Source organism: Pseudomonas sp. PB120 (genome assembly GCF_009761815.1).
Taxonomy (GTDB): Bacteria; Pseudomonadota; Gammaproteobacteria; order Pseudomonadales; family Pseudomonadaceae; genus Aquipseudomonas.
The window spans coordinates 17,792-31,256 of the sequence record NZ_RWIN01000083.1; the positions used below are offsets into that span (position 1 = coordinate 17,792).

General features: G+C 58.5%; 14 protein-coding genes. 8 read left to right on the forward strand and 6 right to left on the reverse strand.

Annotated features, from left to right (window positions below; all coding sequences use genetic code 11):
• Positions 1–90 precede the first annotated feature (90 nt).
• The gene (locus tag EJA72_RS16240) at positions 91–987 is read left to right on the forward strand and encodes a helix-turn-helix domain-containing protein (RefSeq protein ID WP_157712447.1); all 897 of its coding nucleotides are present in this window, start codon (positions 91–93) and stop codon (positions 985–987) included.
• A 188-nt stretch (positions 988–1,175) separates the two neighbouring features.
• Here EJA72_RS16240 and EJA72_RS16245 read toward each other — a convergent pair whose 3' ends face one another.
• Positions 1,176–1,829 carry a hydrolase gene (locus EJA72_RS16245; RefSeq protein ID WP_157712448.1) on the reverse strand — a complete coding sequence of 218 codons (654 nt, stop codon included), beginning with the start codon at positions 1,827–1,829 and terminating at the stop codon, positions 1,176–1,178.
• Positions 1,830–2,013: 184 nt separating this feature from the next.
• On the opposite strand from EJA72_RS16245, the gene EJA72_RS16250 reads away from it, so the two are divergent.
• Positions 2,014–3,096 carry an AI-2E family transporter gene (locus EJA72_RS16250; protein ID WP_157712449.1) on the forward strand — a complete coding sequence of 361 codons (1,083 nt, stop codon included), beginning with the start codon at positions 2,014–2,016 and terminating at the stop codon, positions 3,094–3,096.
• 183 nt (positions 3,097–3,279) lie between these two features.
• On the opposite strand, the gene EJA72_RS16255 is transcribed toward EJA72_RS16250, so the two are convergent.
• A complete protein-coding gene (locus tag EJA72_RS16255) occupies positions 3,280–3,927 on the reverse strand; it encodes an MliC family protein (RefSeq protein ID WP_157712450.1) in 648 nt (215 codons plus the stop codon).
• A gap of 192 nt (positions 3,928–4,119) precedes the next feature.
• Between EJA72_RS16255 and EJA72_RS16260 the strand changes: the two genes are divergently transcribed.
• A complete protein-coding gene (locus tag EJA72_RS16260) occupies positions 4,120–5,217 on the forward strand; it encodes a carboxynorspermidine decarboxylase (protein ID WP_157712451.1) in 1,098 nt (365 codons plus the stop codon).
• A 27-nt stretch (positions 5,218–5,244) separates the two neighbouring features.
• Complete coding sequence (locus EJA72_RS16265) at positions 5,245–6,480, forward strand: saccharopine dehydrogenase family protein (RefSeq protein WP_157712452.1); 1,236 nt, start codon at positions 5,245–5,247, stop codon at positions 6,478–6,480.
• A 117-nt stretch (positions 6,481–6,597) separates the two neighbouring features.
• Here EJA72_RS16265 and EJA72_RS16270 read toward each other — a convergent pair whose 3' ends face one another.
• A complete protein-coding gene (locus tag EJA72_RS16270) occupies positions 6,598–7,155 on the reverse strand; it encodes an ATP-dependent Clp protease proteolytic subunit (protein WP_157712453.1) in 558 nt (185 codons plus the stop codon).
• 263 nt (positions 7,156–7,418) lie between these two features.
• On the opposite strand from EJA72_RS16270, the gene EJA72_RS16275 reads away from it, so the two are divergent.
• Both EJA72_RS16275 and EJA72_RS16280 read left to right on the forward strand, forming a co-directional pair.
• A complete protein-coding gene (locus EJA72_RS16275) occupies positions 7,419–7,838 on the forward strand; it encodes a general stress protein (RefSeq protein WP_157712454.1) in 420 nt (139 codons plus the stop codon).
• 188 nt (positions 7,839–8,026) lie between these two features.
• Complete coding sequence (locus EJA72_RS16280; protein WP_157712455.1) at positions 8,027–9,640, forward strand: mechanosensitive ion channel family protein; 1,614 nt, start codon at positions 8,027–8,029, stop codon at positions 9,638–9,640.
• A gap of 62 nt (positions 9,641–9,702) precedes the next feature.
• On the opposite strand, the gene EJA72_RS16285 is transcribed toward EJA72_RS16280, so the two are convergent.
• Positions 9,703–10,065: a hypothetical protein gene (locus EJA72_RS16285; RefSeq protein ID WP_157712456.1), complete on the reverse strand. Its 363-nt coding sequence runs from the start codon at positions 10,063–10,065 to the stop codon at positions 9,703–9,705.
• 50 nt (positions 10,066–10,115) lie between these two features.
• On the reverse strand, positions 10,116–10,988 hold the full coding sequence (locus EJA72_RS16290) for a hypothetical protein (RefSeq protein ID WP_157712457.1): 873 nt from the start codon (positions 10,986–10,988) through the stop codon (positions 10,116–10,118).
• A 112-nt stretch (positions 10,989–11,100) separates the two neighbouring features.
• Here EJA72_RS16290 and EJA72_RS16295 point away from each other — a divergent pair, with 112 nt between their 5' ends.
• Both EJA72_RS16295 and EJA72_RS16300 read left to right on the forward strand, forming a co-directional pair.
• Positions 11,101–12,198: a YafY family protein gene (locus EJA72_RS16295; protein ID WP_157712458.1), complete on the forward strand. Its 1,098-nt coding sequence runs from the start codon at positions 11,101–11,103 to the stop codon at positions 12,196–12,198.
• Positions 12,199–12,258: 60 nt separating this feature from the next.
• Positions 12,259–12,924 (forward strand): hypothetical protein, encoded by a 666-nt coding sequence (locus EJA72_RS16300; protein ID WP_157712459.1) that lies wholly within the window; start codon positions 12,259–12,261, stop codon positions 12,922–12,924.
• A 42-nt stretch (positions 12,925–12,966) separates the two neighbouring features.
• On the opposite strand, the gene EJA72_RS16305 is transcribed toward EJA72_RS16300, so the two are convergent.
• Positions 12,967–13,425 (reverse strand): sn-glycerol-3-phosphate transporter, encoded by a 459-nt coding sequence (locus EJA72_RS16305; RefSeq protein WP_157712460.1) that lies wholly within the window; start codon positions 13,423–13,425, stop codon positions 12,967–12,969.
• Between the last annotated feature and the right edge of the window lie 40 nt (positions 13,426–13,465).

Consider the following 13,465-nt stretch of genomic DNA (forward strand, 5'->3'; position numbering starts at 1 on the left):
GTTGACGACTATCTTGGGCGAGCCTTGCAGTTCCATCTATCCACTTTCAGCAGCACCAAAACGCACCAAACGAGTGCGTAAGGTCTTTCCATGACGATGTGCAACTCCTTACAAGTCCAAGCGTTCAACACCGCTGACGTGGCCGAGCAAATCCGCGCCACGCCGGGTTGGGAGCAGCATTACCAGCAGATGTCGCCGGGGCATTTCGCCGGGCTGGTGCGCTATCTGGACCTGCAGGGCGTGGAGATTTACGAAGAACACATGAACACCCGGGTCGAACAGAATTTCAGCGCACCGCCAGGTTCCCTGGCGTTCTGTTTTGATCGCAGTGACAACGCGCTGTACCTGCTGAATGGCGAAAGCCGCAATATCTGGATCACCCCGGAGAACTACCAGGAAATCGCCGTGGTGTTCGGTCCGGAGTTTGTGCGGCGCCACGGGCTGGATGTCGGCAGGCTCGAAGGGTTGTTCATGGCACCGCTGAATTCGCAGCAGAACGGGTTGTTCAGTCGCTGGTTGAGCAGCACGCTGACCCGTTTGGCGCAGACGTTCGATCCGCCCAGCAAGGAGGCGTTGACGCAGCAGTTGCTGGAGGATTGCCTGTACATTCTCGACAATGCCTGTGTTTGCCTGGATCACGGCGGTTTGCAGCGGCGTGCGCAGGAGCGCGGGGTGATGCGGCGTATCGGGGAGTGGGCGGCGGATTCGCCGGAAGAAACCTTGAACCTGATGGAGCTTTCCGAGTTGGCGGGGGTTTCATTGCGGCAATTGCAGCATGCGTTCAAGGCGTATACGGGGATGACGCCAACCCATTGGCTGCGCTTGCGTCGCCTGAACAGCGCCCGGCGTGAATTATTGAGCCGTTCGCCGATGGAAACGACCGTTGCCGAAGTGGCGATGCGCTGGTCGTTTTGGCATTTAGGGCGGTTTTCCAGCAGCTATCGCGGGTTGTTTGGCGAACTTCCCAGTGAGACGTTGAAACGGTAGGTTTTTGGATTGCCCGTTCAAAAATGTGGGAGCCAGCCTGCTGGCGATGGACGCCCAGACAACGCGATCTTCCAGGCAGGGCGCGTTATCGTTGACGTCCATCGCCAGCAGGCTGGCTCCCACAGGGGAAATGCGCGAATCAGAAAAATCAGGTCGGGCGGTAGGCTATTCGCCTACGCCATTAACACTCAGTGCCCTTCCGAAGCCCCAAACATCGTCTTCGCATAAATCAACCCCAACCCATAAGACCCGCCATTGGCAATCGAAGTCTTCACGGTCTCTTCATACGTCTCGCTACGCGCCCAGTCACGCTGCAGTTCAAGCAGGTATTGCAGCGAAGTCATCGGCCGGGCCCCGATCTGGATCATGCGCTGCATGGCCATTTCATGCGCTTCGGTAGACACATCACCGCAAGCATCGGCAATCACATACACCTCAAACCCCTGATCGATCGCCGACAGCGCCGGCCCAACGATGCACACGGAAGTCCACAGCCCCGCGAGAACGATTTTCTGCTTGCCGATCTTATTGACTTCGACCGCAATGCGCTCGTCTTCCCAGGTGTTCATGCTGGTGCGGTCAATCACGTTGTGTTCCGGAAACACCGACTTGATTTCGTCGAAAATCGGACCGGAGAAACTTTTCTCGGCCACGGTGGTGAGAATGGTCGAGACCTTGAAGCCGCGAGCCGCCTTGGCGACCAGTGCAGCGTTGTTGCGCAACGTCACCGCATCAATGGATTTGGTTGCAAAAGACATCTGCGACTGGTGATCGATCATGATCAGGGTGTGGTCGGTCGGGGTCAGCAGGGTTTTGCCGGGAACAGCTTTTGCGATAGCCATGGCGATGTCCTTACAGGGTGAGTGAGGGCCACAGGATTACGCAGTTGGCGGGAAGGATATTGAGTGAATGTGCTGAGTTGCCGCTGACCCCGGTTAATTAGCGTAGCGCCTCACGTTTTCTGTTGAGCGTCTATGCTGGGCTAACCGACCACAATCCTCAGCAGTGACCTGCAAGGAGGCAGTAATGGTGCCTACGACCCTCACCGAGAAAACCCTCACTCGCAGTCTGCTGGACGTCCTGATTCGAGCCGGACTTATTATTGTTCTGGTGCTGTTCTGCTTCGAGATATTCCAGCCATTCCGCGACCTGATGCTGTGGTCGGTGATCCTGGCAATCACTCTTTACCCACTGCAAGAACGGTTGAAAGGCCCGTTGGGACAAAAAGACGGGCGCATTGCGACGCTGATCATATTGGTCGCCATCATCATTTTGATGGTGCCGATCTACCTGTTGGGCACCTCGATCGCCGATTCGGTCGAGCATGCCATCAGCGTGGTCAAGGAAGGCGGGATCGATATTCCTCCGCCGGCGGAATCCGTCGCGGGCTGGCCGTTGGTGGGCAAGCCGCTTTCGGCGCTGTGGGCGCAGGCTTACAACGATCTTCCGGGTTTGACTCAGAAGTACATCCCGCAGATCAAGGGTGTCAGCCTGACTCTGCTTAGCAAGCTGGCCGGTGTCGGCATGGGGTTTCTCACCTTCATCTTCGCGCTGATCATCGCCGGCATCTTCATGGCGTACGGTGAGGCCGGCAGTCGCAGCGCCGTACAGATCGCGTCGCGTGTCAGTGGCCCGGCCAAGGGGCCGAAAATTGCCGAACTGTGCACCGCCACGATCCGCGCGGTGGCGCTGGGGGTGGTGGGCATTGCCTTCATCCAGATGCTGTTGGTAGGTCTCGGTTTTGTGGTCAAGGGCATTCCGGGTGCGGGTTTGCTGGCGCTGGCAGTGCTGTTGCTCGGGATCATGCAGTTGCCGGTCACACTGATTACGATACCGGTGATCGCCTATGTGTTTGCCACTGAGGGCGCCAGCACGGCGACCATCACGTTCGCCATCTACGTCTTCGTCTCCGGCCTGGTGGATAACGTCCTCAAGCCGTTGCTGCTGGGGCGCGGTGTAGATGTGCCGATGCCAGTGATTCTGATCGGGGCTCTGGGCGGTATGGTCACGAACGGAATCATCGGCCTGTTCATCGGCCCGGTGGTGCTTGCGGTCGGCTATCAGTTGTTCTGGCAATGGGTACAGGATCGGCCGGAGGAGGGCGACTGACCCCGCGAAATCTCTTGGCCCGTCTGGCCAGCGACGGTATCGCGGACAGCAAGCCACTGACTCCAACCTTGCGTACACCGGCGCCGATTTTCAGTTGCCGACGACCTGATTGAGCGGCCCGCTCCCTGTGGGAGCCAGCTTGCTGGCGATGACGGTATTGCATTCAGCGGAACTTGCCGCTGGCTACCCGCCCGAATCGGCCGTACAGCGCATTTCCCCCGATCCCGGCTTCTGGAACAGGGCGTCGTTACCGTCCTGCCAGAAGCTGTACATCCCCTGGCTGTCCTTGCCGGTGTAATGCGCGCCGGAATCGCTCGGCACCTGGTTCAGGGTGACCGAAGTGTTCGCCCATTTCAGGTACACGACCCCCGGCTGGGTGATGAAGAAGGAGGCGGCAATCGGCGTGTTGAAGCCTGTGCAGCGAAACGTCAGGGGGCCCTCGGTCAGCCTGTCGGGGTCTCGGGTTCTTACAATCGCCGAGCCCTGGCGCAGCTGGTAGGCGCGCTCGGCATAGCTTCGAATCGTGCAAGCCCTGGGCTCCGCCGAGGAACCACATTGATTGCGCGCATCGATCCAGAATTGCTGGTCGATCATGACTTTGCTGGGCGGCGGCACTGAGCGTTCATCCGTGAGTGCGAGGCGATAAAGGCGCAACAGCTCAAGGTCCATCTGCGCCAGTTGCGGGTCGCGACAGATGAGTTTTTCGACGGATACCTGTGCCGTGGCGCAGTCGAAGCTGGTCTTGAAGGACGCTGCATTCGCACAGGTGCTCGCCGCCGCGCACAGGCTGGCAGCGAGCAGACAGTTGAAAAGGGCCGTGGACGTTTTCATGTTGGCTTCGCAGTGGGTTATCGCAGTGTAAGTCAGTGCTCGAAACTTGCCACACTGCCCGCCAGTCGGCGCCCGGGTACAGCGACACGGGCCGCCTGTCAGAGCGAACTACACTTTCTGCTCTTTCGATATGCAGCCAGTGAAGGCACAATGCGCATCCTTTTTTTGGCTGGCCTTGCCGGAGGCCTCGAAATGATCAAAACGCCGTACTACCTCATCGACAAACAAAAGCTGCTGGTGAACCTGCAGAAGATTGCCTATGTGCGCGAACAGTCCGGGGCCAAGGCCCTGCTGGCGCTCAAGTGCTTCGCCACCTGGTCGGTGTTCGATCTGATGGAGCAATACATGGACGGCACCACGTCGTCTTCGCTCTACGAGCTCAAGCTCGGTCGACAAAAATTCGCGGGCGAGACCCACGCCTACAGCGTGGCCTGGGCCGATGACGAAATCGAGGAGATGCTCGAGAACTGCGACAAGATCATCTTCAACTCCATTGGTCAGTTGCAGCGCTTTGCCGAAGCCTCCACCGGCAAGGTTCGCGGTCTGCGGGTCAACCCGCAAGTCAGCAGCTCGGATTACCTGCTGGCAGATCCGGCGCGGCCCTTCAGCCGCCTGGGCGAGTGGGACCCGGTGAAGATCGAGCAAGTGATCGAGCACATCTCCGGTTTCATGTTCCACAACAACTGCGAGAACGGCGACTTCAGCCTGTTCGACCAGATGCTGTGCACCATCGAAGAGCGCTTCGGCCATCTGCTGCATAAGGTCGAGTGGGTCAGCCTCGGTGGCGGCATTCATTTCACCGGCGAAGGTTATGCGCTGGATGAGTTCTGCGCGCGTCTCAAGGCGTTCTCGCAGAAGTACGGCGTGCAGGTCTACCTGGAACCGGGCGAAGCCGCGATCACGCAGAGTGCATCGCTGGAAGTCACCGTGCTCGACACCCTCTACAACGGCAAGCACCTGGCGGTCGTGGACAGTTCCATCGAAGCGCACATGCTCGATCTGCTGATCTATCGCCTGAACGCCAAACTGGCGCCGAGCGAGGGCGAACACACCTTCATGGTGTGCGGCAAATCCTGCCTGGCCGGGGACATTTTCGGTGAGTATCAATTCGCCAAGCCATTGGCCATCGGCGACCGCCTGTCGTTCGTTGATGCAGCGGGTTACACAATGGTCAAGAAAAACTGGTTCAACGGCCTCAAAATGCCGTCCATCGTAGTGAAACAACTCGACGGTACAGTCGAGGTGGTTCGAGAGTTTGGTTACGACGACTACATGTCCAGCCTTTCGTAAGCTGGCAGAGAAGGAGAGAGAGAAAAATTGAAGAAGAACGTGCTTATCATTGGTGCAGGAGGTGTCGCCAAGGTGGTGGCCCACAAGTGCGCGCAGCATAACGATGAACTCGGTCGTATTGCTATCGCGTCGCGCAACATCTCCAAGTGCCAGGCCATCATCGACAGCGTCAAGGCCAAGGGCAGCCTCAAAGTGCCCGCCGAAATCCAGGCCTATTCGCTGAACGCCCTGGATGTCGAAGCGACCAAGACGCTGATCCGCGAAACCGGATCGCAGATCGTCATCAACGTCGGTTCCGCGTTCCTTAACATGTCGGTGCTGCGTGCCTGCATCGATACCGGCGTGGCTTACCTCGACACCGCCATTCACGAAGAGCCGGGCAAAGTCTGCGAGACGCCGCCGTGGTATGGCAACTACGAGTGGAACCACCTCGAAGAGTGCAAAGAGAAGAACATCACCGCCATTCTCGGCGTGGGCTTCGACCCGGGTGTGGTCAACGCCTATGCGGCACTGGCGCAACAACAGTATTTCGACCGCATTGATTCGATCGACATTCTCGACGTCAATGCCGGCTCTCATGGCAAATATTTCGCCACCAATTTCGACCCGGAAATCAATTTCCGCGAGTTCACCGGACAGGTGTGGAGCTGGCAGAACAGTCAGTGGAACAGCAACACCATGTTCGAAGTCAAACGCACCGACGACCTGCCGGTTGTCGGTTCGCAGAACCTGTACCTGACCGGCCACGACGAAGTGCACTCGCTGTCGAAGAACCTCGACGTGCCCAACGTGCGTTTCTGGATGAGCTTCGGCGAGCACTACATCAATGTGTTCACCGTCCTGCGCAACCTCGGCCTGCTCTCCGAGAAGCCGGTCAAGACCGCTGAAGGCCTGGAAGTCGTGCCATTGAAAGTGGTCAAGGCCGTGCTGCCGGATCCGAGCTCGCTGGCGCCTGGCTACACCGGCAAGACCTGCATCGGTGACCTGGTCAAGGGCACCAAGGATGGCCAGCCGCGCGAAATGTTCATCTACAACGTGGCGGACCATGAAGACGCCTACGCCGAAACCGACAGCCAGGGCATTTCCTACACTGCGGGCGTGCCGCCCGTCGCCGCCGCCTTGCTGGTCGCCCGTGGCGAGTGGGACGTGCAGCGCATGGCCAACGTCGAGGAGCTGCCAGCCGAGCCGTTCCTCAAGGCGCTGGACGTGATGGGCCTGCCGACCCGCATCAAGGATGAAAACGGAGACCGTCCCTGGAACTGAAACGCCTGAGGTTTGCACAACCCAGGTGAATTTCGTTTCACGCTCGGTACGCAAAAACGCCGCTCATTGAGCGGCGTTTTTGTGTGTGCGTACCGGGCTGGCATCGATTGAGATCAATCACCCACCACTGACCTTCCAGTGTTTGACGTCATCGGCAAACACCATCTGCTTCATCTCGTGAGCAATCCCGTAGGCCAGCGACTCATGGGCGGCGATGACTTTTTCCTCGGCCGACAGGCAATGAAAAATATCGAGTTTGGTCGCGGCGTCAGCGGTTTCGAGGGTGAAGATCTGCACGTAGCGCGCCAGATCGTTATCGAGGCTGGACAGGTATTCCCGAAGTCGTTGGTGGTCGACGGATTTCTGGCTGAAATACCAGTTCATCGGATGAATCAAAAACCGGGCATGCGGCGACGTAATCCGCCGGTTGGCCGCCAGGAACATGATGATGCCCATCGATTCGATGTTGCCGGCGTTGATCGCGCACAGCGGTACCGGCAATGACTTCAGGAAGGTGTAGAGCGTGAAGCCAAAGTTGGTGCTGCCGCCACAGGTGGACAGATTCAGCAGCAGGGATGTGGCGCCCTGATCAATGGCTTCCAGGCAGCAATCCCTGAAGCGCTCAGTCGTTGCCTGATCGATCTGGCAGTGAAAGTGCACGATGTGTTCTGTCATTCACTGACCTCCTGGGATGAAGGCGGGAGGGTGGTCTTCGAATCATTCAGTCTAGTAAATATCGGCGTTCGGCTTTGAGAATCCGGCGTACGGTGCCCTTTCCGGACGGGCATGCCGTCAGTCGACCGAGCCGGTTTTTTTTGGAACCAAATTCCCCGATCCGCTCGTCGCGAGCTCTGTATTTCCGTTCAAACTTTCAATTTTCGGCGTCCTCCGAATTATACGGGCCAGTGCTCGGACTAACGACGTAGAGGTGAATTGAAATGGCTAATACAGGAAACAATAACCCAGGCAATGACCGGGACAAGGCTTCGCAAGCCGGCAACAAAGGCACCGAAGCTACGAGTGGCAATCATGCCAACGATCCACAGCGGGCGTCGGGAGCAGGCCAAAAAGGTGGCCAGGCTTCGGGCGGACAGCAATCACGCGATGCCGACCGCATGTCCGGAGGCGGGCAGGGTACAAATCGCGGCGGCGAATTTACCGATGATAAAGATGACATGACCAAACCAGGCCAGAAAGGCGGCCAGGCGTCGGGCGCACAACGGCCAAATCAGGCCGATAAATCAACTGGCGGTGGCCAGGGAAGCGCGCGCGGCGGTCAGTTCGCCGACAAGGACAAAATGTCGGACATGGGCCGCAAAGATGATGATCAGAGTGGCGGCGGAGGACGCAAATCCTGATGCGGCGTGATCCATTTCAGGCCCCGATTCTTCGGGGCCTGATTCAATCTGCGGGTTGATGCCCAAGGCAAATCTGACAACCCTGCACCTCTCAACTACGCTGCGATACGTACTGGTTCATGGAGATGACAGGCATGGAACGTCATCTGCATCGCCGGCCTGATCCATGCGGCGTGAGGGGTTGAACGATGCGAAAAAGGTCGCTAGCACTGGGGATTGCGAGCGTTTTTTTAGTACTGTGGTCTGTTTTTTCCTGGGCGGTGGACGCACCCAGCGCCAAAGACAATCCCGCCGAACTGAAAGTGGCCAATCGCAGCATCATGGTCTTTCGTGCGACCTTGCTGGGGGAATCGCCGGAGTCGAGGGTCAAGCGGGCCAGAACCGTTATCAATGAAGTGCTGGATGAGTCTGAAGACTCGTCCGTCAACGTCGCGCCGATCGAGCAGAGTTATCTGGTGATGCTAGGCGCGAAGCGCGCCTTTATCGTTTCCCCGGACGACGTCGATACCGTCGAATACGCATCGGCCCAGCAGGCCGCCGAAGGGGCCGCTCAGAAGTTGCGTCAGGTCGTCACCGAAACCCAGGAAGCCCGCACCCTGCACTTGATGCTCAAGGCTGGCGCAGCCGCTGCACTCGCGACCGTCATCTACGTCGCCTTGTTGTGGGGCATGGCGTATCTGCGGTTGAAACTGGACAAGCGGCTCCCGGAGTTGATGCATCGGCACAGTCAGTCACTTAAGGTCGGGAGCGCGCAACTGATCGATGCCGGCTCCTTGTATCTGTTGGTCAGTCGGGCGTTCGCGCTGGTGCGCTGGAGCGTCGTGTTGCTGCTGACCTACGAGTGGCTGGGCTTCGTCCTTTCGCGCTTTCCCTACACCCGGCCCTGGGGTGAAAGCCTTAACAATTACTTGCTGGATGTCGCCCGTTATCTGCTCGAAGGCATTGTCGGTGCGATTCCGGGCTTGGGCGTTGCCGTCGCGATTTTCTTTATCGCCCGTGGCATGACCGCGTTCAGCCGGCGTGTCCTGCGGCGCCTGGCAGCGCCGGGCACTTTCAGTTGGCTGAATTATGAAACCCTGCAACCCACGACGCGCCTGACATCATTGGCGATCTGGCTGTTCGCGTTAGCGATGGCTTATCCGTATTTGCCCGGTGCGGGTACCGATGCCTTCAAAGGGTTGACGGTGCTGATCGGCTTGATGATTTCGCTCGGGGCCAGCAGCGTGGTCGGGCAGGCGGCCGCTGGTCTGATTCTCACCTACACCCGGACGTTGCGACCGGGGGAGTTCGTGCGCATTGGCGAATACGAAGGCACGGTCACGGAACTGGGCATGTTCACCACCAGCATCCGCACCGGGTTGGGCGAGGTGTTGACGCTCCCCAATTCGATGATCACCAACACCGTGACCAAGAATTACTCGCGCACGGTGCAAGGTGCCGGCTACGTCGTCGACACCGTCGTGACCATCGGCTACGACACGCCTTGGCGGCAAGTCGAAGCGATGTTGCTGGAGGCCGCCAAACGGACCGCCGGGATTCTTGAAGACCCACCGCCACAGGTTTTCCAGACCGCACTGTCGGACTTTTACCCGGAGTACCGCTTGGTGGCCCAAGCCATTCCCAGCCAGCCTCGCCCGCGTGCGGTGTTGCTCAGTGTGCTGCACGGCAATGTCCAGGACGTGTTCAACGAGTACGGCGTGCAGATCATGTCGCCGCACTATTTCGACGACCCGCAACAGGAGAAGTGGGTGCCCAGGGAGAAGTGGTTTGCGGCACCGGCGGATGAAACGAAGGAACCCTGAAGGGCAATGCCTTCAGGGCTCTGTCTTGCGCTAAACAGCAGGAGAGCGCTGAGTTCAGACCGTCACGGTGATTTGCGCGCTCGTGCCTTCTGGATCATCAGATCCAGCTCAGCGATCATTTCGTCGACATCGATCTCGTGCCATTTATCTGCGCAATCCGTCGCAATAATCATCTCTGCAAACGCCGGGCTGCACGCTTGGTCGTCATGGCGATGTTCTTCGTCAAACGAGGTAAACACCCAGACCCCCGTGATGTCCTGGCCGGCGAGCCGTCCGCGATCTTGAAGCGAAAGCAACGCGGAAAAATAGTGGCTGTCACGAAGACCGGGATGCGCCGACATCACCTCTCGGCGCAGTGCCCCGGAGGCAATGCCGCCCTTGGCGAGTCGCAGGATAAAATTGTCCAATTCCGTCATATCGTCCATGGGGACCTCACTGCCAGTCAATCATGCGTTTACGGTAATCAGGCCGGGGTTCAGAGGCTTTGCGCGCCGAGGTCGTAGCCTCGCATGAACAGGCTGTTCTCGATGGCCAGGCGAATGTCCTCAGACTGCTCGATGTTGCGGAACGGGGTATCGAGCGTAAGAGCACGTTCCGCGACCTGGTTCAGTACGTGGCTGGCGCGCAGGTTCCAACGCGCATGGTGGGCGCCGGAACGCAGCCGTTTGAAGTGCAGGGTGCCTGTGCTCGGGTTGCGGCGCTTGGGGGCTACGGCATTCTTGCCTTCCTTTGCGGCAGCCCAAGGAAAGCACAACGCATCGGGTACTTTCGTCAGGGCGTTTGCCTTGCAGTATTGAACGACCAGCGCCCCAAGACCCGCCGCGACTCGGCTGTCATAGATGCAGATGCCGGGGCACAGCAGGGCGTATACCTTGGTCATCCCAGAGTTGAAGCGCAACGCCTTGGATTGCAGGACCGGCGAGTGTTCGTCGCCCGTCATCAGCGCCGATCGTACGGTCTGAATCGTGCGGCCCAGGCCCTGTTCGTTGGCCTTGAGCCAGTCCACGTTGCGAGCCGTCACGCCGCCCCAGGCCATGACGTCGATGGCCGCTTGCAATACAAGCGCGTCATCATGGCCGGCGGCGATGATATCCTCGCGCAGTGCACCGAGAGCGCTGGCGTTGGCCGCGGAAGACATGCCGGATGTGTACCCCAGGCGCTCGTTGCCGGGGAAGTTCCAACGGTAGGACTCATAGGCACCAAACAGGCTGTCGCACGACCACTTGGCGGCGTTACGGCGATCAATGTATTCGTGCTTGAACAGCGTCTTGGAATCAAGCTCTGCAGCCAGCCAAGTGATGAAGCCAGTGACGTGGGGAAGCGTTGCATAGGCCTGTTGGGTCTTCATTTGATGCTCCAGTGGGTTGGCGATATCAGCGCAGGATTGCGTGCCAACGGAGAAAGGTTACCCACTGGTAGGGCCACATTTTGTCCTCATTTTTAATGGAAAGGAGTTTTCTTTGGCCGGGTCGAAATACACTGCTCCAGACCGGGAGCGCCGTCGGGCAGCCCTGCGCAAATTGCTTCAGGGCGCAACCGGTGCGCAGAAGACTGAAGCGTTACACAGCGCCCTGGAGAGCCAGTTCGGCCCCTATTCGATCCGAACGACACGCCGCGACCTCGTCGCCATGGCGGGTCGGCCCGAATGGGTGAAACCGGTACCCAAGAATCCAAATGCGAAGTCGTTGTTGTGGGCCGTGGGGCGAGGGAGTGTTGATTTGACCTTGTCTCCCATGGAGTGCATGACGCTCACCGCCATCTTCCAGCACGCGGATCGGTTCGGCTTTCGTTCCGACACCGAGGACCTCGCGAAGCTCAGAGCCTATGCATCGACGGAAGTAGGGAAGAAGGCCCGTCGCGACCTGGTTGCAGAAGGCCGCATCACTACCGGGACCCGGTTCACTGTTCTCAAGCCGGGTGAGTACAAGGAAGAACACCTGAGGGTCATTCAGGAGGCGCTGCTCGATGGCACCCTCAGCCTTGATGTCGTCTATCGGCCCCGGGATGCGGGTGCCGCTGAAACGTGCTGGTATCGGTTGAAGCCGCTTGCACTGTCGTATCAGGACTCGAACATCTACCTCACTGCGCTGGTTCACCAGGAACAGTGGCCCGAGGGGCTCGAACCAACGGCCGATGCACCCCGTGGCAAGTACAGCAGCAATGGTCCGGGGAAAACGTGCGCGCTCATGCTTCACCGGATGACGGAGGTTAAGACCTATTGGCAGGACATTCCTGAGTTGAACGCGCACGATGTTCGTTCCGTGGAGGTTCAAAAGGATCTCATGACGATCCACAGCGATGGGCCAATCGAAATCGAACTTACGTTGAGCGATAACTTGCACAATCGCTTGAGCGAAAACCCGTTGGCGGAGGGGCAAGTGATGGTCCCGAGTGCGAAGGGGTGGAGGCTCACGTGTCAGATTGCTGATACGCAGGGGCTGCGTTTGTTCCTGCTGAGCAATGCCGCAGATATCCAGGTTGTCAACCCGCGCCATCTTAGGGATCACGTTCGCAGTGTCTTGAAGCAAGCGCTGGAAATCTATGACAGTGAGTTGTGATCCCGATGAGGAACGGTATAGTCCCCGGCCTTGATCATCCTCACACCCAAGGACCAGGTGATGCCGCTCGACACGCTTCAAGTGAAAGCATTAAACGATGCAGTGAATGGCTATGCCTTCCCGACAGCCCATTTTGACTTCACGACTCACACTCCCGTCGTCGGGCTCTCCATGACCGAGTTGGAGACCCGCATCCGGCAACAACTGCTCAGCGCTTCAGTCAGTGACGTCAAAGACGGCCTGTCGAATGTTCTGTACTGGGGGTTTGCGCAAATGGGAGGGCTGGCGCTTGTCCGGGTGGAGCGCTTCCGTTCAGCCGTCACAGATGCACAGCTTGAACAGGCGTCAGCGTTGTTCACCAAACACCGGCGCCCGGCGCTTTACGACATCGCTCGGCTCAAGCTGCCCCAGTTTTCGAAGGTTTCATTTGTAAGCAAGATTCGCATGTATCTGGACCCGGCCGAGTCCGCCACACTGGACCGGCAAATCATGCAAATGCATCAAGTTCATAGCGATACAGTCCTCGCTGCGATCAAAGAGGACGCGACCAGCATTCCCACCAGTGTCGTGAATTCTCATGCCTATGAGCGCTGGTGCGAACGTCTGGCGGACATCGCTCGCGGCTATCTACCTGGGGCTCGCGTCGTGGACATCGAGCGCGGGCTGTTTCAGATGATTCAGTCCGGGAGCGCAAAAGAGGCTGCAGGCATTCTGAGAAGCGCCTGAATCGTCTTCGGCTTGAGCAAGGCGCCGCAACGGTCGGGAGGTTTAATAGCGGTAACCCACGTTAATCATTATTGCCGCGCCCCCAAGCACGACCAGTTCGGCACCGACAGGACCATAAAAGGTGCCGAAGGAAGGAATGATCACCGGCGCGACCCCAAAGTGATTCAGCGGGATTTTGTCATCGTATTGGCCTTTGTAACCTTCGATCAGGCCGCCACTGAGTTTGACGTAGACCGGGTACTGCTCGTTGACCCAGCGCCGGCCGTAATACGCGTAGTACGAGCGCTGAGAGAAGGAGTTCAGAAAGGTCGCACCGCCCCACAGATACCCGTCCGCCTGGTTGCGTTCGACACCGATCAACTCTTGATGATTGTTGTGGTCCGGGTCGTGGGTCCAGTGATTGGTATAGGCACTGGTCTGGAAATACCAGAACTCTCCATCCATGGAGAATACCGACGGGCTCACGCAGAGCAGACTCAGAACCAACAGTAGAGGTTTCATGGATCGCCTTTACTCTGCGGCTTGGTGAACGTTAGTGGTT